We start from the raw sequence: 23,396 nt of genomic DNA on the forward strand, positions 1-23,396 counted from the left end.
CTCATGAAATAATTAATGGTCAACTAAGTAAAGCTTTCTAAATAAAAATATGTTAGTAGCAATAAATGGATTTCACCAAATCAACATCTTATTCAACTAACAGATGCGTTAGCGCCATAAGTAGGCCGCCAATTGGCGGCCTTTAAAAGTATTTTTATATAATCATACATCAAATTAATGTGAAAAAATCTAAAAATCGTTGAGTGCAGTCCAGCTAGACAAGGGAATATATATTTTAATTGTGAGTAGTTATTTTCTTTTGGAAAAAACAGAACCATTATTCTATGTGAATCGTCTAACTATAGAAAAAGAGGAGGATATGAATGCATGTGAAAAAGAAAATTGAGGAGTCATCCTTTTGTGAGGCCAATAACATCACTAAAGAAAATCAACTCGAAACTATTATGGTACAACGGGCGTATGATAATGCCCAGTAGACTCTAAAACGACCGGAGGTCGAATTCCTGTAACGTTTTCTATCTCTCTAAGATATTGGTGTAAGCTCTCTAGTCCTTCAATGGTATGTGCTACTTTAAAACTTCTTTTATAAGGCTTCTTTTTATCCAAGAACGCTTGAACCTGACTTTCACCTTTAGCTACATCCAGACCAACCACTGGATTCATTTTTTATCTCCTCCAAAAACATAATATTGCCGGTAACCCCTAATCACTCTTGCAGTATCATAGCTTCGCTTGTTATACGAGATCTTGGTCCCAACCAGCCAAATCATGTTTAAGCAAGTAGGGGGCGAACTGTTTAGTTGACGGGGTCCAAGCCCCACGGGCAGGAACGTTCTACCCCGGCTACCGTTATCATATATCGATATAAAAATTGTTCAACCAGAAATAACTGGCTGACCTTTATAATACGAACGGGGCAGGATAGTTGCATAAGAGGTATTTTCAAATCGGTAAAAATATTACTTTATAGATAATTAAGTAGTTTAGTTTTGTTTTAGAAATGCAGTACCCTCTTGTGATGGGAGGTTATTAAAGTTGTCTACTTTAAACAATATTTTAGGAATAAAGCTATTTATTTTCGGAAAAAGAATCATATATCTTAGTACCAATTCATAAAAAATTAAAATTTAATTCATCTAAGTGTATACATCTAATATCACTCATTCGTTGTATAAGTATAGGGAGGACAAAAGATGAAAAAAGAAAATGTATTAACCTCCTTTCTTATCAATTTAGGAGAGGAAGTGTTCAAGCTATTACTAGCGAGAGGAGCAAAAAAAGAAGATGCAGAAGATATAATTCAAAACACCTACTACAAAATTTACACGCTATTGGATAAATTAACAGAGAGCAATATACGTCCTTGGTTTTTTAGAGTATCACTTAATCAATATATTGATTTGAAAAGGAAAAAGGAGCAGCAGAACATTTACTTAACTGAGGAAATTTATTCAAAGCTATCACATATCGATTGCGATTTTGATACGGTTTTAAATAAAGATGAGATTTTTTATTTATTAAAAGACATAAAAAAAGAATACAAAGAAATTTTCTTTTTAAAGTATTACTATGATTTTTCATATGAAGAAATTGCAACTATTTTGGATATTCAAGTAGACAGTGTAAAGCAAAAATTATATCGTGCACGTAAATTTATTCACTCAAAAATAGGAGGACAACATTGATGGAATCTTCGTTAAATGATGCTTTAAAAAAGGCTAAACGAAAACATCTACTAAAAATTATCATCACTTCAATTATTGTAGTACTAATTCTCTTACCTATCTTTTATAAAACAGGTAACTACTTTGCAGCGAAAAGCTCTACAAGACTTCACGGAAAGCTTTTTTTACATAATGCCATTGCTGAACCTAATATTCATATCGACTCTCAAGTAACAAGTAATTCATCGATGTTTGGGGGTAACATTATTACAAACCGTTCTAAGAATATTAATGGTTATGTAGTTCAATGGAGCACTCTTACAAGTTCATATGATTGGTTTCGAGTCAATATTGACACGAACGAGTTAGTACCAGGATTTCATTGGTCTGATACAGAGTTCTATGAGTATGATAAACAGACAAAGAGTAAATCAGCAACATTTTATCATCCATCCATAAAAAAATACTATAATGGTGTACAAAATGAATTAGGGGAAATTTCGGAAATGGAGAACCACGTTGCAGAAGTTGCCATTTCCTTTGATAAACCATACACGTTACAGGAAATACAAGCAAAAATCCCTGATAATTTAAACATCGTATGGTTGTATATGGCTTCTCCAATTAGGGATGAAAGCAAGGGGCCAGCTGGTATGCCAGTTTATGGGTTTGAACTTTCCGACAACCCTAAAGAATTATATTCAAGCTTTGTCGATAGTCTTAAAGAGTATGATTCAAAGGGGAATGATGAAACAATTCAAGAATTTTTAAAGGTAAATAAAAATAAGCAGTTCGGTGAAGTGAAAATTTTAGGGGTAATGCTCACTGGAAAAACAAACAATTTCAAAGCCTTAGAGAATCAAGATTTTATCCGCGGTGCTTCAGTAGGTGCCACTGCACAAATCGTTCCTTATATTAAACCTGAAAAATAATATGCAAGAGATACAATAAAAATTATGTTCTTAATTAACTAAATGGAGAAAGTTTAAGCTTAAGACTGATAATTAGCAGTTTTTTTTGTTATGAAGCTAACGGTACAGTATTCTTGGAAAGAGTGCTAATGAGATTTGATCTAATACATAGAAAACACAGTTTGTGAATAGATGTACTTAAACTAACGGGTGCGTTAGTTGCATAAGGAACACAAAATGATTAATCTTTTTTATAAAAAATAATCCAATTAAATAGTATAAGGGCATGTTTTGATTAATCTTTTTTCAAAACATGCTCTTTCTATTTATTCATTTATCAAGGTTTCTTGGAATAATTTGATCAAACTTTGTTTCAACTCTACATATAATGTTCACCATACAAACTCAGGATTAAATTCCTCTGGATCCATCGTTGCTTTTATATAGGTAACTGGGTTCTCGTTAGGCATCGTGATAGTTAATTCGTTTTCTTCTTTATTTAACTCTAAAGTGAAAAATGAATTCCTGTTTGATCCTTCTTTACTAGTCATTATGGCAGTTATTTTATTGTCCGTTGATTCTGCTAGTTTGAAATATTTTCTATCCTTTTTTTCGTTTTTCTTCACGATATTTTCCAATATATTTCCTTCAGTATCGGATAATGAAATCATTATGTATGACTTATCTGTTATCCAGCCACCATATATAGGATGATACTTGGCTGCTTCAGGAAGATTGTTAGTTCTTGTAGGTTCTGCCTTACTTATCCCTTCTTGGTTATTTACCTTTTCAGGATTAGTGACTTGTTCGTTGTCACAAGCAGCAAGACTACCTAAAAGCAGGAGTCCTACAGTGAATTTTTTTATAAACACGAGCGAGTCCTCCTAAAAATTTTTTAGATAACGAAAAAATAACTCCCTTATATAATTATGGTTTTTTTCCTTTTTTTTCAACTGTTATTTACTTAATAAGCTGGTTACATACCAGTTTTTTCATTTTTATAGTTCTATTCATCTCTTCTTCATACCCATTAAAGCCGTTTTCTTATGGCACTAACGGGGCAGTTTAGTTCATTAAGAAAAATGGGTTTTTGTGGTAAAATAAGTTTAATTATTTTTCACTAAGGAGTCTACCCTCTATATGAAATTAGATGATAAAAAGAAAAAGGTACAAATGAAATATAGAATGAAAATGATGCAAAAGAAAGAAGATGGTGAAAATAACAGTAAAAAAGTGTTTGTTATTTCTGCTATCTTATTTTTGTTAATTCTGTTGTCATACTGGGGACGATTTATTTCAATCTGAAATCCCTAAATAAATTAGGAGTTGTTTATATGTTTGATGTTGCACTGTTATTTATTATTGCTTTTGCTGGAGGAATTATTGCTATTATTGGTTTCTTCGTTATATTAGGTCGAAGGATTTCAGAACCGAAGAAAGCACTTCAACAAAGAATAGATAAACTAGAAGAAGAGGTTCAAATATTGAAAAATCACAAATAATAAACTAGCTTTAATGAACTAACGGGTGCGTTAGTTGATGAAGGAACACAAAAATGACCAATCTTTTTTATAAAAGAATAGTCCAATTAAATAGTATAAGGGCATGTTTTGATTCATCTTTTTTCAAAACATGCCCTTTCTATTTATTCATTCACCTTATTAATATACATTTTTTTCTAAATGAACACTTGAATATTTAATTCACATCTATTAAACTAGTGGTTAGTTGTTAAAAAACACCAGCTAAGGAAAAAATTAGTTGTTCTCTATTTGAAAAACACTGAATTTGATCCTTTTTGGCGAAAGAATTACATATCTAATAAATAGTATATTGGAGGTTTTTGTTCTTACCAAATTATTATCATGAAAACAAAAAAGCTGAGGGAGATTAGAGAATGAGAATACAAAAAAAGATAATAGGTATATGCGGAGCTGTAGGATTATTATTTGGGGGGACAACAACATTTGCTGCCACTTCTACGAATACTCCTCAAGTTGTTAAACATGAGAAAAAGGTAGAAGGAAACATACAAGAGGAGATAATAAAAGTAGATAGTAGCGAAGTTAAAAAAAGGGAAATCCTTACTTATTTTAATAATAACAAACCAAAGAAGTATAAAGAAAATGAGGTTATCGTAAAATTTAAAAAGAATTACTCCATAAAAAGTCTAGGATCCCTGAGCACTACTTTAGGTTTAACAAATGCAAAAGAATTGAATAAAGAAGGAACACATGTAATGAAATTTTCCAAAAATAAAAAGATGGCAGATGTGTTAAAAGAACTTAACGCTTCTTCTAATGTTGAGTATGTAGAGCCAAACTATGTATATCAACCGACAGCAGTTACAGATCCCCTATATAGCGAACTATGGGGACTTAAAAATACTGGACAGGAAATATTAGGACAAGTTGGTAAAAAAGGTATTGATATAAATGCGGAAGCAGCATGGGCTAATACAAAGGGCAGTTCCTCTCTTGTTATTGGAGTGATTGATACAGGAATCGAAATTAATCACCCAGAATTAAAAGATAAAATTTGGGTAAACACTGAAGAAATACCTAACGATGGAATCGATAATGATAAAAATGGATATATAGACGATGTAAACGGCTGGAATTTTTATGATAAAAATAATAGATTGTTCATTCGAGGAGAGGAAGACTTCCACGGAACTCATGTTGCAGGAACAATAGCTGCAAAAGCAAATAAAATTGGAGTTACCGGTATTGCTCCAAATGTGAAAATTATGCCTCTCAAGTTTCTCGGACCATATGGAGGGTACGAATCTGATGCGATTGTTGCCATTGAATATGCTAAGGCAAAAGGTGTAAAGATTTTGAATAACTCATGGGGTGGAGGAGAAAATTCACAAGCATTAAAGGATGCTATTAAAAACTCAGGCACCTTATTTATAGCTGCGGCAGGTAACTTTGCAGAGAACTCGGATACAAGTCCAATGTATCCTGCTGCTTATGATTTGCCTAACATTCTTTCTGTAGCCTCTATTAACAATACAGGAAATCTTTCAGGTTTTTCTAACTACGGTGCAAAAAGCGTAGATGTCGCTGCTCCTGGTGAAAGTATTTTAAGTACAACCCCAAGTGTGGAAGGCGACTATTCTACGGCTTATGAATATCTTGATGGAACATCCATGGCTACCCCGCATGTTACAGGAGTAGCAGCGTTAGTAAAAAGCGCACGTTCATCATATACTCCCGTTCAAATCAAGGATGCTATCTTGAGAACCACTACAAAGCTGTCTTCATTAACAGGAAAAGTTGGTACGGGAGGACTTGTGAATGCAGGGAAAGCTGTTAATTTCGAGGTAGATTCTGATATTCCTGGTATTACTTGGAAGGGAGGGAGTATCAGTACTTCACTTGATGCAAGTAAAGATAAAAATGATGTTTATTCTATTAAACTATTAAAAGGGGAAAAGGTGAAGGCTACACTAACTGGTGATTCCGGGACGGACTTTGATTTATATTTGTATAACGACACTACAAAGACTGTAAATTCGAGCAACGGCATTGTAGCACATTCAGAAATTACAAATTCATCCAAGGAGTCCTTTACTTTTACAGCTCCTAAAACAGGCACATATTATTTGAATGCCCACGCATTTAGTGGAGCTGGAAAATACACTCTTTCTGTTACAGAAGGCATTGGAGCAGGAACATATGAAAATACAAGTAAATATTTTGGATATGAAGGAACATGGAATAAAATATCCGATGGAAGTGCGTCGGCAAGCTCATACACAAGTACAAACCAAACCGGTTCAACTGTGAAAATTGTGTTTAATGGTACAGGAATATCCTATAAAGCTATAAAAAATGACAAACAAGGAATTGTAAAAGTGACATTGGACGGAAAATCAGCAAATTATAGCTTGCATGCTGCTACTCCTAAGTATAAAGAAGAAATCTTCAGTAAAACAGGACTAACTGCAGGTAAGCACGTATTATCTATTGAATGGACTGGTCAGGCAGATCCTGTTGCCCGTAAAACTTCTACGGAGGTGAATGTTGATTCCATCTTAGTTTTAAAATAGTTGTTATATATATGTATACCTTTAGCTTCATCCATAAAGAGGATGAAGTTAAGGGTTTTTGTGGTCGGGATATTGGGGGAAAGGTTCCCATAATCCTATCTTTAATAGCTATGTATTTCTTAATTAATCATTAGCCTGGTTAAATCCTTCCATATATCTAGTAAAAATGAAAAATCTATGTTTTCATAAGTTAAAATGAATGCCTAAAAGTTAGAAATGTATGATTTTGTGAAATTATCGTACATTCAAATCATTGGTACATAAGGGTTTGAAGAAGGGGAGGTCGATGATGATGACACAACAAAAAAATGTGCAGCCGATCCGGGATCAGCAGCAGTTAGAAGATATGAAATGGGCGCTGAAGCGCCATTGTTCGGAGCGCGATTACATCCTTTTGTTGTAGGCTGTGAGACCGGCCTACGTGTTGGGCACCTACTCAAGCTCACCACGAAGCAGATCCTGGACCTTAAAGGCAAACAAAACAAGATTCTTCGGGTCAAGGAAGGCAAAACGCAAAAAATCCGCGACATGTATATCGCGAATTGCTTTGAAGAGGTCTTTGAGTAAGCCCAAAGCGTCCCGAGTCCCTATTTATTCACGTCCAGGAAGGGAGAACGCCCCATTCGCCGCCATAGAAGTTTCTTATGGAACTAAAGGGGCAGGATAGTTTATTAAGGAATACTGTTAAGTGACATTAAAGTCGTTTAAAAACGTCAGTCCTGTTATTCCATTAAAGGGCCGGATTGTGGAGGATTGGAAAATTTTGATTCTACAAATAATTGGGGGATTGGAAGAAGGAAAGCTATGTATAATTAGTGATGTAAGTTTATGCTTTTTATGTAATAATTATTTTGTAGAAATGTAAAGTTACAATTCATACATAGTGAAGGTGGGGATCATAATGGCAACGGGAACGCATACTGTAGTAGTTCCAGTAGATGTACAAGCAGTTTGGGATTATGTCAGTGATCTCGAAAAATGGGCAACGACAGTACCAGCCTATAAAGAACATGAAATCTTAAATGACAAGCAATCTATTTGGACATTTGAAGGTAGTGTGAAAGGTATTAAAAAAACAATACAAGCGCAGGTAGATATTACCGAATGGAATGAACCTTCAAATATTAAGTTTGAACTAAAAGGTTTATCAGATAATTTTACAGGAAGCGGTCACTTTACTGCAGAAGATGTCAATGGTAAAACAATAATGACTTGTACGGTGGAAATCCATGCAGGCGGATTATCTGGTGCGGTGTTAACACCAATTATTAAATGGGCTGTTCCAAAAGTAGCATCTCGTTTAACAGAATCTATCGCACGTAAAATTGCAGTATTCTCATAGTTTTCAAAGATTGAAGCCAATTCATTTTGGAGATACCTTCTCTGAAGTATAGATGGTAACATTCTGAAGTGACCAATATAATGATATCGAGCTCTACTAGAAATTTTATAATTAGCGGAAAGGGGGCTGTCCAAAAAGGATGGCCTCTTTTTTTCAATATTCCAGAATCGCTCTTCTTAATGAACTAACGGGTGCGTTAGCTGAAGATCGAAGCTGTCTTTAAGGCAGCTTTTTCTTTATTCAACTATCGGTGCAGTTAGTTGTATAAGAAATTATCTAAATATATCCTTATCTGAATTTACCATGTTAAATTTATGCTTTTTATACCCAAAAGAATTAAACTTAAAAAGCTACACCAGATTGTATCTCTGGAGTAGCTCCTATTTTATAACTTTCTATACTTTTCTGATACTCTGGAAGCGAATATGGGAACATCTTTCCTTATTTGAGGTACTTTTTCTAAATCTAAAGTTGCCTTTAATTCACCAACTTCTTGATCTAATTTTTGAACAATGTCTCCCCATGGATCTACAATTTGTGAGCAACCTGCGAATTCCACTCCTAACTTTGTTCCCGTTACATTTGATGCAACAACATACATTTGGTTCTCAATTGCGCGCGCACGAAGTAACGTATTCCAATGTGTCTCTCTTGCGAGTGGCCATTCTGCTACTATATGTAGCACTTGAATACCTTGTAATGCTAAGTCACGAATAATTTCAGGGAATCGTAAATCGTAACAAATAATAATCCCCATTTTCACACCTTCAAGTTCAAATACTTCCACTTGATTATGACCGCCTGTTAAAAACTTGGGTTCATCTAACATCGGAACAAGGTGCATCTTGTCATATGTATGAACAATCTCACCCATTCGATTTACAATAATTGCACGATTAAAGATATCTTTACCTTCTAGTACGGCAATCGAGCCACCCACCAAGTTTACATTAAACTTCTTAGCCAGTGATTGTAAAAATTCAATTGATTGATTACCATCCACTTTGCAGATTTCTTTCAATTCTTCTAACGCATAACCCGTAGACCACATTTCAGGAAGTACTACAACGTCCAAATCATCACTGTAGTTAGCTTCTAACCAGCGTTCAATGATTTTCCTATTCTCTTCTGGATTCCCAACTTCTAAATCCATTTGAAATACCAAATAATTCACATTATTCACTCCTCAATATTATTTAGTAACGAAGTATCCGGTTTTACAAACAACCATAATATAGCTGCAATAAACACAGGGATTATAGTTACTCCCAGTGTGATATTCCACCCAAAGTTTTCTGCTAACCAACCACATAATAACGGTGATACAAATGCTCCTAGATTTCCCCACAAGTTCATCCAACCTGAAACGGAACCTGAAAAGTTTCTGCCTAAGTCTGTAGCAGAAGCCCATGAACACACTACTGTGAATCCTAGTGAACCCAAGCATAATGATAACCATAAAACATTCATATAAGGCGATACTGTCATAACAGCAAGGTACATTGATATAATAAATACTATTAAACCTGATATAGCTAAAGAGGATCTTGATATTTGCTTTGAAAAACCTTTACGTACTAAGTAGTCAGAAAGAATACCACCAGTCATTACAGTTATCAGTATTGCTAACCAAGGCAGGCTTGCAGCAAATCCCATTTTACTTAATGAGAACCCTCTATCTTCCAGTAAATAGGTAGGTAACCAAACTAAAAAGAAAGTAATGATATATAGAACAACAAAATATTGTAATCCTAACGCCCAAAATCTATAGCTTTTCAGAAAAGTATTCCATGGGGCTCTAACTTTAGCTGTTTCAACAATTTCTCTGTCTTCAAGTATATATTCTTTTTCTTGTTCATTCACTAATTTATGTATCTCAGGATAGTCTCGAGCTATAACATACCATACACCCGCAATGATTATTCCTATTAATCCAAAAATATAAAATACAGCTTGCCAACCAAAATATTGATAGATATAAACCGTAACGATAGGGGCAATAACTGGTCCAAAATATGAACCGGCCAATAAAGCACTAGATGCTCTGGCCTTTTCATCTCTTCTAAACCAGTTTGTATTAAATACGGCGTTAGCTGGAAACATCGGTCCTTCACCTATCCCAAATAAGAATCTCACCATATACAATAGACCGTGAGATTTAACTACACCCGTCAAACCCGTAAATACTGACCACCATACTAGAGCAAAAGTGATCATTTTTCTTGGACCAAACTTTTCTGCCATAAGTCCTGCTGGAATTTGAACTAACGCGTAACCTAATGAGAATAATGATGCAAGCATACCAAATTGAACTTTATCTAAGCCTAAATCATCCATCATTGGTTTTGCTATTATTGAAATATTTGATCTATCCATGTAAGCGATTACACCGATTATAAAGAAAAAGAATGCTAGTCCCCATCTAACTTTAGTAGGTTTCTTTTTCAAAATAGTCCCCCCTTAATAAACCATGGAATAATGATGTTTAATTTTTCTGTTTAATTTGGGATGTTCAATTTCATATTCAAATTTATCACCAAAAACAAATCCATTTTTTGTAGGAACAGTACCTGAAAAAATAACAGTATGTTCTAAATCCTTTTCCCCGAATTTGTCCAGCTTTTCCAATAAAACATCAAACTCTAAGAGTGCTTCTAAAGTGTCTTCTTGATATAAACACTTTTCCCCATTTGAAGTAACATAAGAACGTAAAATAATATTATCCCAGTCTTCTTTTAAATCTGCTAATCTCCAAAAATCAGTTGCAAGAGGTTTATCACATATTGATTTAGACTTTAAAATATCTTCTTTTTCTACTTCTCGATCAGTATGATCGCTGCCAAGGGTAACCAACCATTCTTTTCCGTCATGGAATAACACATATTCTGCTTCCCCTGAGGAAAATTTACTTCCATTACATTCATTAGAAAAATTCAGTTGTTCTATTTTTTGTGGATATATCATCGGTACATGAGGTGGAGGTGCAATCCCTATTTCTTTTAATTCATCTATGTGTTCTTGAATTTTTTCTATATTTCTTCCCCCATATCCAACAACAATTACTTTATTAATATCAATTTCATGTTTTTTAACCTCTCCATTAGAAAGATGTAAATTAATTACTTTTCTCATTTGAATTCCTCCTCAATTGACTAATGATTTCATTTTTTGTATTTTCCACATGGTTATATGATGCTACCAGAAGTTGATTAATATCTTGTGATTTTATACCTTGTACAATTGCTTTATGTTCAGCTATTGTTTCCTCAATACGCGACTTCTCAGTTATGGCTTTTAACCCAAACCATCTAATCTGATCACCAATTTCTTCAAACCATTTTTCTAATCGCTGATTTTTAGTTAATAATACAATTTCAGAATGAAACTCTTTATCTAATTCAATAAATCTTTGGTGATCTGTTTTATTTTTTTCTTGCTCCTCTATGTAACCTTCTAAAACTTTTATTTGTTCTGGAGTAATATTTCCACATATTTTTTCTAGTGAGAATCGGTCAAAAATCATTCGAATTTCCATTACTTCAATTACATTTTCTTCTGTTATTTCATTAATAAACGTACCAACCCGTGGTTTTGAAATGATCCATTTTTCTCTTTCTAACAACGACAGAGATTCTCTTACAGGAGTTCTACTTACACCTAACTTTTCACTTAGGTCTCTTTCATAAATTGCTTGACCCGGTAGAAGTTCATAATTCAAAATTGATTTCTTAATTGCCTCAAAAGCTATATCTCTTAACGGCATAACTGTCTCTATTTTTTTCATTTTTCCTCCTATTGGTATGTGGTATACCAAGTATAGTACAAACCTAAAATTCAGTCAATTCAAAATAATAGGATTTCTTCGGTAGCCCTTTTCTTGTTGGACTAAAGGGGAGATTAGTTGAAAAATTGATGGTAGAATGAAAAAAATTTACATGTGTTTTTTGGAAGGTGAGTAATATTGGAAATTTGGAAATTAAGCGAAAAGGTCTCGAAACTTAGCGATGTAATACCTTATTACTTTTTTAGCCTATTTTTTTCTTGTATCTCTTTATCTGTTGTTATAGTTATTTTTAGTGGAGAGCTCTCTTGGTTGTTACCTGGTATTATTGTGTATTCTTTTTATATTGTTATTCCCTACTTAATTTTTGCTGTGCCATTACAAGTTTTTTTCAATAAGTATCCAAGAAAATTTAACTTATTTTACTTATTCGTTTACAATATTTTCTCATTTATAGCCGTATTCATATTTTATATAGTAGAAAATTTAGGCTTTGATATGAATGTAGTAAAAATGAAAGAGTATTATGAATTAAGCCTTTCCGCATCTGTTGTTTTTTGGATTTGGGACTCCATCTTTTTACAAAAGAGAACTGAATAGTTCTTGAACTAACGGGTGCGTTAGTTTAATAAGAAGCATAAGAAGTATAAAAGGATCTTCCAATCGGAGATTCTTTTTTCATTGCCTATATGGTCGCTTATATGTCAATTGCTTGCTATTTTTGTTAAAGTTCTTTCTGATAGTAGAACTACTTTTTTTGCTGTGATTTGCTTAGTGTACAAAATACTGAAATGTTGCGTGACCCCTTCTATACGTCGTTTTCGATTATAAAAAAAGACAAAAAAATGAAAAGTAACAGTATTTATATACTTGCAAAATAACACTTAAAATAAGTGCAAATTATCACCTAAAGTAACAGTTTTTTTTGATTTTAATTGAGAAATTATGAAATATTCATTTTTATCCAAATAATTGAAACGAGATGACCTAGGTGTCAGTCTAACTGTTGTCTGAAAGAAAGGAGCAAAAAATATGTTCCATTTAAATACGGTAAAAAAGGCTCAAAAAGGGGACGACCAAGCATTCATAAATCTGGTTCATAAAGAAAAGGAAAAACTTTATCGAACAGCATTCCTGTATGTAAAAAATGAAAGTGACTCTCTAGACATTGTTCAAAATACGATTTACAAAGCCTACATATCTATTAGAAACCTAAAGGACTCTTTATCGATGACGCCATTGCGGCACGTAGCTTATTTCGAACCTTATTCGGATCAACCAGAATACGCGGTGAGACATCTTCGTCTCTAACGATTAATTATGCAATCTTAAATAATTGATGTAAGATTGCATAAAACTATTAATCTATTAAATAATCTGCATATTGTAATTATTGGGAATATATCAATAATTAAATCGCGAAATAATCAATCTCCGCTTGGTATGGTAGTTGCATATTAGTTAATTAATCACGAATAAGGGTGGAGTGATACATGGAGAATGCAAAATTAAGACGTACGTTAACAGTATTTCCTTTAGTGCTATTTGGGTTGGCTTATATGGCACCTACAACAGTTTTTTCTACTTATGGGGTGGTTGCGGAAATAACGAAAGGGATGGTGCCAGCTGCTTATATTATAGCTTTGGTTGGTATGTTATTTACAGCCTATAGTTATGGTCAAATGGTTAAGGCCTACCCTGTTGCTGGTTCTGCGTATACATTTACTCAAAAGGCTTTTAATCCTCACCTTGGATTCTTAGTAGGCTGGGTTATACTATTAGACTATTTATTTTTGCCAATGATCAATGGATTACTAATCGCTATTTACTTAAACGCATATTTTCCATCCGTTCCTTTTTCCGTCTGGTTAATCGCCTTTGTAATTTTAATCACCATTGTAAATATAATTGGAGTGAAAATAGCAACAAAAATAAATCTTTTATTAGTTGCCTGTCAATTCTTAATAATAGTTATATTTACATTCCTCTCAATTAAAGGGTTACTAAACGGAATGGGTTCAGGAACATTATTCATGAGTTCTCCATTTGTGAATGGAGAGATACCGCTATCTTTAGTATTAGCAGGATCTTCCATTTTATGTTTATCATTTTTAGGATTTGATGCTGTTACTACATTTTCGGAGGAAACCATTAATCCGAAAAAAATAATTCCAAAGGCTATTTTCCTCGTTGCGTTAATAGGGGGAGGTCTGTTTGTCACCATCTCATACATCAGTTACCTTGTTTACCCAAATTTCCAAGCTTTTAAAGATCCAGATTCCGCTTCCTTGGAAATTGCTATGTACATCGGGGGTAATTTATTTCAATCTATTTTTCTAGCAGGTTATATTACCGGGGGGCTGGCGTCTGGTTTATCAGCTCATGCAAGTGTTTCGCGACTTTTGTATGCGATGGGGAGAGATGGGGTTCTTCCAAAGAGAATTTTTGGTCATATTCATCCAAAATTTCAAACTCCAACACACAACATCATCTTAGTGGGCATTTTTGCTTTATCTGCGTTATTTATTGATTTAGTGACAGCATCATCCTTTATTAACTTTGGGGCGCTCGTTGCATTTACATTTGTTAATCTTTCGGTTATTTCCCATTATTTTATTAAAGAAAAACAGCGAAACGGAATTAACACACTAAAGTACCTAATATTGCCGCTGATTGGTACTGGTTTCACAATTTGGTTATGGACCAGTCTTGATTCAAAGGCACTTTTACTTGGACTGGGATGGTTTGGAGTTGGTTTCATCATGCTCCTTTCTAATACGAAAATGTTTAGTGAACGGCCACCAGAGCTTTCTATTGATAGTGCGATTGAAAAAGAAATTCAAGCATAAAAGCTATATTCATTAAGGAGGATAAAAATGGTAAGTGCAGACATCATTCTTTCTGGTCAACATGTATTCACTGGGTTACAAGATGAGCCAATAAAAGCAGCTATCGCTATTAAAGATAATAAAATTATTAAAATCGGTTCTAAAGAAGATATAATGTCATTCCTTGGAAATGAAACAAAAGTGTATGACATGGAAGACGGACTAATTATTCCGGGATTTCATGATTTTCATATGCACATTATGATGGGAAGCATTTTACAGAAGGACAGTGCCAAATTATTTGATGCAGATTCTGAAGAGGATGCAGCCAAAATAGTAGGTGAATTTGCAGAAACGAGACCAAATGATGAGTGGATATTTGGTGTCGGTTGGGATCATACCAATTGGAAGAACAAAGTGTTGCCACATAGAACAACACTAGATAAATATATTAGTGATCGCCCTGTTTTATTATTCAATGCAGAAGTGCATTACGCATGGATCAATAGTAAAGCAATGGAAATGATTCACTTAACGAAGGACACCCCAGATCCGGAATATGGAGAAATTGGAAAAGATGAAAATGGGGAACTGACAGGCCTTCTATTTGAACAGGCAATTGGGTATGCATCGGAACATGCATACAAATTACCGAAAGATAAACGTGTAAGCCTATTCCAAGGTTTTCTTAATGAAACAAAAAGATTGGGAATCACATCCGTTAATGACTTATACGGAGCTAAAATTGCGCCAAATCCATTAGACGATCTTGAAATTTTTAAGGAATTTGAGAGAGAAGGGTTACTTACAACCAGAATTCACTTTTCGCCGGAGTTAAAAATGGATTTAGCTATCGCAAAGGAATTACAAACAAATTATCAGTCAGACAAGCTCACCTTTTCTGGATTAAAACAATTTATAGATGGTGTTGTGACAAGTCATACTGCTTTTTTATTGGATCATTACAAAGACCGTCCAGATACAAAAGGCGGAACGACTTATCCAGCTGAAACAATTAAACAATTAGTAAAAAAGGCAGATAAGGAAAATTTTCAAATTCGTTTCCATGCTATTGGAAACGGTGCAGTCCGCTTAGCATTGGATGCATTTGAAGAAGCGAGAAACGTAAATGGAGAAAGAGACGCTAGACATGTCATTGAACATGTGGAGGTATTGCATCCAGATGATGTTCATCGCTTTAGGGAATTGGATGTGATCGCTTCCTTTCAACCTAAACACATTGAATTAATGGAAAGTGAGGCGTATACAGCCAGAATCAGTGAAAAACAACAACCTCTCTATTATCCTATCAAAACACTAGTGGATACTGGTGCTAAAATTGCCTTTGGTACAGATTTTCCTGTAGTGCCCCTAAATCCTATGATGGGTATTTATCAGGCAATCACCAGAAAAGATTTAATCGGGAAGGCGTGGCAAGAGTCGGAAGGAGTAACATTGGCACAAGCGTTAAAATACTACACGGCCATACCGGCATACGGGTCATTTAGAGAAAATGAATTAGGTACATTGGAAGCAGGGAAGATAGCAGATATCGCTGTATTAAATAAAAATTTATTTAGCATATCAACAGAGGAAATTCTTGAAACAGAAGTGAAGATGACGATCATGGATGGAAAGATCGTATATGAAAACCCGGTCGTCCAAACTGTATAAGATAAAAAAATAAAAGTGAGGTAGTGAGAAGATGTCAAAAGTAAAAGTTGGTCTTATCCAAATTCATTGTGGAGAATTCATTGAGCAAAATATTCAAAAAACGATAGAGAAAATAAAAGAAACAGTAAATAAAGGTGCACAAATCGTTTGCTTACAGGAATTATTTTCTTCGCAATATTTTCCGCAAACGGTCAGTGTGAAAAATTATGATTTAGCTGAAGATGTAGATAGCGGTACATTAGCCGAAATGGGTGAATTAGCAAAGGAATTAGCAATTGTCTTGATTGTACCTTTTTACGAAAGAGCAGGTGCTGGTATTTATTTTAATAGTGCAGCTGTATTTGATGCTGATGGAGAATGTTTAGGGATTACAAGAAAAAATCATATTCCGGATGGTCCCCAGTATCATGAAAAATATTATTTCGTTCCAGGCAATACTGGGTATCCTGTCTATGAAACGGCTTATGGAAAAATAGGAGTCGGGATTTGTTGGGACGAGTGGTATCCAGAAGTTGCCCGAATTTTGAGCTTACAAGGTGCAGAGATATTATTCTATCCTTCCGCTATTGGTTCAGAGCCAGATCATCCCGAGATATCGACAAGATCATCCTGGGAAAAGGCAATTTCCGCTCATGGCATTTCGAATGGTGTATTTGTTGCTGCGACAAATCGAGTGGGCCAGGAAAAGGACATGAATTTTTACGGTGGTTCATTCATTAGCGATACATTCGGGAATATTTTAGCTTCACTTGATGATGAAGAAGGAATTATTGTGAAAGAAATTGATTTAAAAGAAATAGAAGAGACTAGAAAAATTCTGCAATTCTTTAGAGACCGTCGTGTCGATACTTACGGCCCCATATTGCAAAAAGAAATACTTCCAACTCCATCCCCGTCAAAAAAGGGAACAAACAAAGCGCTGTTTAGTTAATATTTAAAAGGAATAGCAGGCCAGAGTACCTGCTCAGACTGTAGACAAACCTGATAATGATCGAGTTTGCCGAAATCATTATTTTCCACTCTAGGCACTCGCTTTCCGCGGGAGGTCCGGGAGCCTTCTAGGCGCCGCACCTGTGGAGTCTCCCTTGGACGCACTAAATTTTAGGTGGAGTTATTAGTGGTAGAACTAAAAACACTAGTGTGCTTGTAGCAGTTACAAATAATTACTGACTGCATTGCTTAGATAACCTATCGTTGAAATGGTAAAAACCAATTTTCCTAAATGGAGAATTGGTTTTTTACGTTATTCAATTGGTCGTTAATGTAACAGGCATTCTATATCTTGCTTTATGGAAATAACGGGTGAATCAGCTTTTGATCGGAGCTGTCGCTAAGGCGGCTTTTTCTTTATATGACGGTTAGCGAAGAACAATATTGGACATACTAAGAGAATGAAATTATTACCGAATTTTCAGAAAAATACATTGACGGGAAAACAGGGTTGTTATATATTATTATTAAGTTAAATTTATTGTTATATAACAGGAGGAGGAATCTAGATGATGAACATTTATGATAAAGCTTATGAAAGTTATTTAAAGATTTGCGAAAGGTATGAAATCGAGTCGATAAACATTGACCATTTTATCAAAAATCTAACTAAAGATCAGTTGGATGAATACAGTAAATTAGCCGTTTAAACGAAAGGACGTGATTGCACAAGATGGACCTCCCGGTTGATGTAGATGTAGAAGCCAGTTAGAAACCCCACCAGTCGCTAAGGGAACAGGTGGGGTTTTGTCATGTGTTTTAATAGCTTATTTTTAATTAATAAGATAACTCGGCAGTTGCACAGATGTGTTTTGGCGATTTATACTCGCTAGCCCGAAGGCAAAAGTAACAATCAAAATGTTCATCGTATTCATGGTCATGTTTGCGAAAGAACCCTTCTTTTGTTCGAGGACGTGTATAGGGTAAAGCCGTTATAATTTCTTTGTTAAATAGGTATCTGGTAATTTCTGGTGTCTTGTAAGTTCATCTGCTCTTATAAAATCAATACAATAGAATATCAATCACTATTACATTATTAGTAAAAGAATGGATGAAAATACAAAATTCAGAATTTTCTTGAAAGAGATTCATACACATGTTAGAATTCAATTCAGGTAAGAATATTATAAATAACATGATATTGGAATTATGGTGAAACTCGGTTTCTTAATAAGCAACTAAAAACCAATTATGAAGGACTAAAAGATCTATGTAGGAAATAAAGTCTACAGGGATTTGAAACATTAAAAAACGCCTTCTTGCTATTACGCTAAAACATCATGAATCAGCACAATGATTGTTATACATATCGACATAACTAATCATTCTTTTTATACAAAATTTTTTGGTTATAGAAAGGAACGATGTTGCTTATTAAGAAACTTCGAGTGTCGATTATACATCTTCAGTTTTAATATTCTTCAAATCTATTTATAAGGGGGTGAGAAAAATGATTTGAAAGCGCTTCTTTGAAAGGAAATAATATTAAATAAAACTTGCTTTTAACACCAAAGCGATGTAAATATGCTAATAATTTATTTTTTGGAATGGAAGAAATGTAAGCGCTTGTATAAAAGTTATCATTGGTAATGTCCCGTGTTTTAGACTGTAACATCGTAACTAGTTTAGAAAAGGCACAACTTTACATGATGGAAATGAAATCATTCAGGAGGTTTTGTTTAATGAACAAACAACTGCAGATGAAAAAGAAATCTAAATGGAAAGTTCGTTATACTGTCTTATTCGTATTATGGTTATGTTGGCTGTTTTCTTTCCTGGATCGAATGGTTATCACTATTGCATTGCCTTATATTGGTGAAGATCTTAATTTAACGGCAACAGCTCAAGGGTTACTGTTAAGTATTTTCTTTGCGGGGTATGCACTGTTCCAAATTCCGGGCGGGATGTTATCAGATAAATTTGGCTTTCGTCGTGTGATGAGCATTGCGATTGTTTGGTGGTCAATTTTCACATCATTGACTGGTTTTATTTTTTCTTATCCACTTATGTTACTCATTCGATTCGTTTTCGGTTTAGGTGAGGCATGTTTACCAGGTGCTGCTTATAAAGGAATAGCTAATTACTTTCCTAGTAAGCAACGAGGAACAGCTACTGGAATTCAGTCAACAGTTAATACTTTAGGACCGGCAATTGCTGCTATTGCTGCAGCAGCAATTATTGGGGCATTTGGATGGCGTACAGTTTTTATCGTAATGGGTATTCCGGGCATTATACTCGGTCTGTATATCTGGTTTAAATTCAAAGATAATCCGAAAGATCATCCTAAAATGACGAAAGATGAGCTTGCAGAATTAGATGAAGACATTCAGTTTGAAAAATCGAATGAAGAAAAGAACTCAGGAGTTTCCTTTAAGGAACTATTTAGAAAACCGATTTTATGGCAAATGGCGTTCATTTGGTTCTTCTTTGATATTACTTTCTGGGGATTCACTTCTTGGCTTCCATCATATCTGATAAATGTTAGAGGGCTTTCTTTAATGGATACTGGTATTTTCAGCGCCTTACCGTATTTAGTAGGTACAGTTTCCATTGTTCTTGGTGGGTACTTGTCAGATAAAGTAAAAGGAAAGAGGAAATGGGTGTTTATCCCTAATGCTGTAATTAGTGGGTTAGCATTATTATTAATGCTTCAATCTACTTCTACTGCAGTGGTCATTACGTATCAATGTGTTGCAGCATTCTTCATGTTCTTAGCTCAAGGAGCATTCTGGGGTCTGGTTGTTGACACACTTCCTGCAAAAATAATGGCTGCAGGTTCATCTACTGTTAACTGTTTCGGATCAATTGCAGGTTTTATCTCCCCGTTACTTATGGGTTATATGATTGAAAGCAGCGGTGGTTCTTACAATTCAACTTTCATATTAATGATTGCAGCAATGATTGTTGCAGCAATTATTGCCCTTACGATTGGCAATAATACCGAAAAAGAAAATTCATTAAATTCAGAAACAATAGTAGAAGCTTAATTTGAATTGCAAATTTATCAGTAAGTAAATGGGTTCATTTATCTTTGCCGAGAATGTTTTTTTACATGGTAATAGCATTATATTTACAAAACCCTTGTTGATAAGTGGCTGTCAGATGGCGAATCCTCGTACATAGAAATGCAGACGCTTTTTTTCAGATAGTGGGTAAGGAAGAGGAAAAAAAAGGTGTTGGAATTTTCAGAAAAGCAATTAAAATTAAAAGGAAACAATGTTGCTTATTAAGTAACAGATAGTGCGTGAATGAACGAAATAAGTTAAATCATCTTGTAAGGGAGTTTGAATGAATGAAAGTAAATTTAAAACCAAACAATGTTAGTTCATTAACAAAGGTACTTGCAGTAGCTACGCAAAATCAATTTGCTGTTGGTTCGTTTACCCCTAGAGCTACAAAGATGGTAGCTCCTATACTTAGAGCGGCCCAAGAAAAGAAATCTGCGGTTATTGTTCAAACTTCTGAGAGGGAGCAGGAACGATATGGAATTAATTTAGCGGAATTTAGCCGAGAGTTTTATCGTGTGATCCAAGAGGAGAATATTACGATTCCTGCTGTGTTACATTTAGATCATACGAAGGATATCAATGTAATTGCTGAAGCCATCGAAGTTGGTTTTACATCTGTTATGATTGATGCATCAGAGCAGCCATTTAAGAAAAATATTGAGATAACAAAAAAGGTTGTCGAGTATGCACATTCAAGAGGCGTAACTGTTGAAGCTGAATTAGGCAAGATAGGGACAACCGACTTTATTGAAACCGACGTTGATGAAGAGCTATTTACAGAGCCTGAAGAAGCAAAACAGTTTGTAGAAGAGACATGTATTGATGCATTAGCGGTTTCTGTCGGAACTTCACATGGGGTTTATCTTGTTAAAGATCCAAAAATTGATATTGAACGTTTAATGGAAATTCGTGCATTAACATCTGTACCTTTAGTGTTACATGGCGGTTCAGGCACTCCTTCAGAGATGATTAAGAATGTAATTCAAATTCCTAATGGTGGAATTAGTAAAGTGAATATTGCAACAGATTTAGAACATATGATGATAAAAACTCTTAATCGAGAAAATCATGTTACAGAAAAAGAGTGGTCGGAACTACCGACTGAAACAGTGACTTTAGTCCAAAACGCAGTTCAGAACGTAGTAAAAGAAAAAATTGAAAACTTTTTAATAAGTAGTGATAGCGCTTCCTACTATGTTTAAGAAGCAATATGATATTAACTTTGAACTGTACCCCTTATTTTAGACACATAGATAAACCCTTAACCACATAATAGATGGCTATACTGCTTATAGTTGAAGATAACTTTTTTAGAAGAATTGCTAAGGTAATAGGAGGAAAAATAATATGTCTTTAGAAAGATCAAGTATAGTAACATTTGCTGGTAATCCAGTTACGTTGATTGGGAATGAAATTCGTGTTGGTGAGAAAGCGCCAAATTTTGAAGTATTAGCAAACGATCTCTCAAAAGTTACACTTGAAGATTCAAAAGGGAAAGTCCGCCTTATCTCATGTGTTCCCTCTCTTGATACAGGAGTATGTGACGCACAAACACGGAAATTTAACCAATTAGCTAGCAATCTAGGAAATGATGTAGAAGTGTTAACAATTAGTGTAGATCTTCCATTTGCACAAAAAAGATGGTGTGGAGCAGCAGGAATAGAACAAGCCCAAACCCTTTCAGATCATTTTAAGATGTCATTTGGAACGGCTTATGGGACATATATAAAGGAACATCGTTTAGAATGCCGGGCAGTATTTGTTGTGGATGAAAAAGATATTGTACAGTATGTTGAATACGTTCCGGAAATTACGGAACATCCGAACTATGAAGCAGCTCTAAAAGCAATTAAGTCATTTATAAAAGTTAAAAAGTGATATAAGTAAGCAATATACAACATGTTTAAAGAACGCATATTGTTTTTCATTAAACCTAAGAAGTAAAATGTTACTCCATCAAAATCTTTTTTTCTCATTTTATTTTATAATAGAAAGGCTGCCTTACAAAAGGTCAGCCTCTTCTCCTATATTGTTTTAAAATGTGGTGGTGAGGTGCAAAAAGTTGTTATTACCTTAAAGGAATAGGCTTAAAGTAAAAACTGCATTCTGCTATGATAATAGTATTTAATTTTTGTAAATAAGAAGTCTTGAATATTCTGAATATTATATTTTTTTGTTGAAAAACTAAGTTAGTGGTGATAGTATAAAAAATGTGAAGAATTTATTAAATATAGAATAAAATGTTATATTTTTTACTCACTAGTTGAAACGTCGTTGCTTATTAAGAGACAACGAGGGCGCTAGATTTTTAAATTTTGGCACTGATTTTTGAAAACAGACAGATTGAAGCATGTTAAACAACTTAATTTAAATGATCAGGTTATATAAAATTTAGTAAAATCATCCCTTTCAAATTTTTTTACCCAGTATTGTATACAATACTGCATTCAATTTTGAATTCTTCATTGAGGGGAGGTATAAAGTGTTGAATAGTTTAGAAATAGATATCTATAAAAAAATCAAGCAAGCTATTATCCAGCAAAAGCTTCGGCCAAATATGCAACTAATAGAAAAGGATCTTGCTGAATCGTTTGGCGTAAGCCGTACTCCTGTTCGAAATGTCCTGCGCAGATTGGAATATGAAAAATTAGTGAAAATCAAAGAGCATAAAGGTACCTTTGTCTCTTGTTCAACAATTGAAGAAGCAAAAGAAGTATTTGAAATGAGGAGAATCTTAGAAGGGGAAGCAGTTCGAAGAGCATGCAGACTCTATAACGAGGAACAATTACAAGAACTAGAGACTCTAGTTGAAGAAGAACGACATATTTATGGTAGTCTGGATTTTTATGAATCTTTAAAAATATCTGGGGATTTTCATTTAAAAATAGCTGAAATCGCAGGGAATTCGTATTTTTATCAATATCTCGAAGACTTAATTTCCCTAACTTATGTGATTATAGCAATCTATGGAAGAAGTAAAATGGAAACATGTGGTTCTCACGATCATTTGCAAATTTTTAATGCTATTAAGCAAAGGGATGGTGATCTTGCAGAACGCTTATCTCTCATTCATCTTAGTGAAATTGAGTCAAATCTTCATTTTAATGAGGAATTACAGATATCGTCTTCCTTGTCAGATATATTTCTTTAATTGTAAATTGATATATGATAATTGAAAGC

20 protein-coding genes and 2 pseudogenes are annotated in these 23,396 nt (G+C 34.3%); 16 read left to right on the forward strand and 6 right to left on the reverse strand.

Going from position 1 to position 23,396, the window contains the following annotated elements; genetic code table 11:
* Window positions 1-408 precede the first annotated feature (408 nt).
* Window positions 409-624: pseudogene (locus MKY17_RS05210) on the reverse strand (IS110 family transposase); the annotation flags it as partial.
* A 530-nt stretch (window positions 625-1,154) separates the two neighbouring features.
* On the opposite strand from MKY17_RS05210, the gene MKY17_RS05215 reads away from it, so the two are divergent.
* Together MKY17_RS05215 and MKY17_RS05220 are read left to right on the forward strand one after the other, a co-directional pair.
* Window positions 1,155-1,646, forward strand: a complete 492-nt coding sequence (locus MKY17_RS05215; protein ID WP_098373221.1) for an RNA polymerase sigma factor — start codon at window positions 1,155-1,157, stop codon at window positions 1,644-1,646.
* Window positions 1,646-2,557, forward strand: coding sequence for a sigma factor regulator N-terminal domain-containing protein (locus MKY17_RS05220; protein ID WP_098373222.1), 912 nt, complete (start codon window positions 1,646-1,648; stop codon window positions 2,555-2,557). The genes MKY17_RS05215 and MKY17_RS05220 overlap by 1 nt, the downstream gene beginning before the upstream one ends.
* A gap of 371 nt (window positions 2,558-2,928) precedes the next feature.
* On the opposite strand, the gene MKY17_RS05225 is transcribed toward MKY17_RS05220, so the two are convergent.
* Window positions 2,929-3,408: a hypothetical protein gene (locus tag MKY17_RS05225; protein ID WP_098373223.1), complete on the reverse strand. Its 480-nt coding sequence runs from the start codon at window positions 3,406-3,408 to the stop codon at window positions 2,929-2,931.
* A gap of 268 nt (window positions 3,409-3,676) precedes the next feature.
* Here MKY17_RS05225 and MKY17_RS05230 point away from each other — a divergent pair, with 268 nt between their 5' ends.
* The 4 genes from MKY17_RS05230 to MKY17_RS05245 all read left to right on the forward strand — a co-directional run bounded on the left by MKY17_RS05230 (window position 3,677) and on the right by MKY17_RS05245 (window position 7,935).
* On the forward strand, window positions 3,677-3,841 hold the full coding sequence (locus MKY17_RS05230; protein WP_098373224.1) for a hypothetical protein: 165 nt from the start codon (window positions 3,677-3,679) through the stop codon (window positions 3,839-3,841).
* Between the two features lie 29 nt (window positions 3,842-3,870).
* Window positions 3,871-4,038 carry a hypothetical protein gene (locus MKY17_RS05235; RefSeq protein ID WP_179891172.1) on the forward strand — a complete coding sequence of 56 codons (168 nt, stop codon included), beginning with the start codon at window positions 3,871-3,873 and terminating at the stop codon, window positions 4,036-4,038.
* Between the two features lie 395 nt (window positions 4,039-4,433).
* On the forward strand, window positions 4,434-6,593 hold the full coding sequence (locus MKY17_RS05240; RefSeq protein WP_098373225.1) for a S8 family serine peptidase: 2,160 nt from the start codon (window positions 4,434-4,436) through the stop codon (window positions 6,591-6,593).
* A gap of 901 nt (window positions 6,594-7,494) precedes the next feature.
* Entirely contained in the window at window positions 7,495-7,935 is a 441-nt protein-coding gene (locus tag MKY17_RS05245) for an SRPBCC family protein (protein WP_098373400.1), read from the forward strand.
* Between the two features lie 385 nt (window positions 7,936-8,320).
* Here MKY17_RS05245 and MKY17_RS05250 read toward each other — a convergent pair whose 3' ends face one another.
* The 4 genes from MKY17_RS05250 to MKY17_RS05265 are packed head-to-tail and all read right to left on the reverse strand — an operon-like array spanning window position 8,321 to window position 11,719.
* Entirely contained in the window at window positions 8,321-9,109 is a 789-nt protein-coding gene (locus MKY17_RS05250; RefSeq protein ID WP_098372617.1) for a carbon-nitrogen family hydrolase, read from the reverse strand.
* Window positions 9,110-9,114: 5 nt separating this feature from the next.
* Window positions 9,115-10,383, reverse strand: a complete 1,269-nt coding sequence (locus tag MKY17_RS05255) for an MFS transporter (protein WP_098372616.1) — start codon at window positions 10,381-10,383, stop codon at window positions 9,115-9,117.
* Window positions 10,384-10,395: 12 nt separating this feature from the next.
* Window positions 10,396-11,067 (reverse strand): DUF2848 family protein, encoded by a 672-nt coding sequence (locus MKY17_RS05260; RefSeq protein WP_098372615.1) that lies wholly within the window; start codon window positions 11,065-11,067, stop codon window positions 10,396-10,398.
* Window positions 11,051-11,719: a GntR family transcriptional regulator gene (locus MKY17_RS05265; protein ID WP_098372614.1), complete on the reverse strand. Its 669-nt coding sequence runs from the start codon at window positions 11,717-11,719 to the stop codon at window positions 11,051-11,053. Before MKY17_RS05265 ends, MKY17_RS05260 begins: the two co-directional genes overlap by 17 nt.
* 177 nt (window positions 11,720-11,896) lie before the next feature.
* Here MKY17_RS05265 and MKY17_RS05270 point away from each other — a divergent pair, with 177 nt between their 5' ends.
* The 10 genes and pseudogenes from MKY17_RS05270 (at window position 11,897) to MKY17_RS05315 (ending at window position 23,367) form a co-directional block, all read left to right on the forward strand.
* Entirely contained in the window at window positions 11,897-12,316 is a 420-nt protein-coding gene (locus tag MKY17_RS05270; protein ID WP_179891135.1) for a UPF0715 family protein, read from the forward strand.
* A gap of 432 nt (window positions 12,317-12,748) precedes the next feature.
* Window positions 12,749-12,934: pseudogene (locus MKY17_RS05275) on the forward strand (RNA polymerase subunit sigma-70); the annotation flags it as partial.
* Between the two features lie 275 nt (window positions 12,935-13,209).
* On the forward strand, window positions 13,210-14,565 hold the full coding sequence (locus tag MKY17_RS05280) for an APC family permease (RefSeq protein WP_141993033.1): 1,356 nt from the start codon (window positions 13,210-13,212) through the stop codon (window positions 14,563-14,565).
* Between the two features lie 27 nt (window positions 14,566-14,592).
* Window positions 14,593-16,218: an amidohydrolase gene (locus MKY17_RS05285; protein ID WP_286177168.1), complete on the forward strand. Its 1,626-nt coding sequence runs from the start codon at window positions 14,593-14,595 to the stop codon at window positions 16,216-16,218.
* A gap of 31 nt (window positions 16,219-16,249) precedes the next feature.
* Window positions 16,250-17,149, forward strand: a complete 900-nt coding sequence (locus tag MKY17_RS05290; protein ID WP_098372610.1) for a carbon-nitrogen hydrolase — start codon at window positions 16,250-16,252, stop codon at window positions 17,147-17,149.
* 568 nt (window positions 17,150-17,717) lie between these two features.
* On the forward strand, window positions 17,718-17,858 hold the full coding sequence (locus MKY17_RS05295) for a hypothetical protein (protein ID WP_153246179.1): 141 nt from the start codon (window positions 17,718-17,720) through the stop codon (window positions 17,856-17,858).
* 1,005 nt (window positions 17,859-18,863) lie between these two features.
* Complete coding sequence (locus MKY17_RS05300) at window positions 18,864-20,195, forward strand: MFS transporter (protein ID WP_098372645.1); 1,332 nt, start codon at window positions 18,864-18,866, stop codon at window positions 20,193-20,195.
* Window positions 20,196-20,500: 305 nt separating this feature from the next.
* Window positions 20,501-21,418, forward strand: coding sequence for a class II fructose-bisphosphate aldolase (locus MKY17_RS05305; RefSeq protein WP_098372609.1), 918 nt, complete (start codon window positions 20,501-20,503; stop codon window positions 21,416-21,418).
* Between the two features lie 145 nt (window positions 21,419-21,563).
* Entirely contained in the window at window positions 21,564-22,094 is a 531-nt protein-coding gene (gene tpx, locus MKY17_RS05310) for a thiol peroxidase (protein WP_098372608.1), read from the forward strand.
* A 607-nt stretch (window positions 22,095-22,701) separates the two neighbouring features.
* On the forward strand, window positions 22,702-23,367 hold the full coding sequence (locus tag MKY17_RS05315) for a GntR family transcriptional regulator (RefSeq protein ID WP_260398016.1): 666 nt from the start codon (window positions 22,702-22,704) through the stop codon (window positions 23,365-23,367).
* Window positions 23,368-23,396 lie beyond the last annotated feature (29 nt).

Source organism: Peribacillus sp. FSL P2-0133 (genome assembly GCF_037975445.1).
Lineage (GTDB): Bacteria > Bacillota > Bacilli > Bacillales > DSM-1321 > Peribacillus > Peribacillus simplex_E.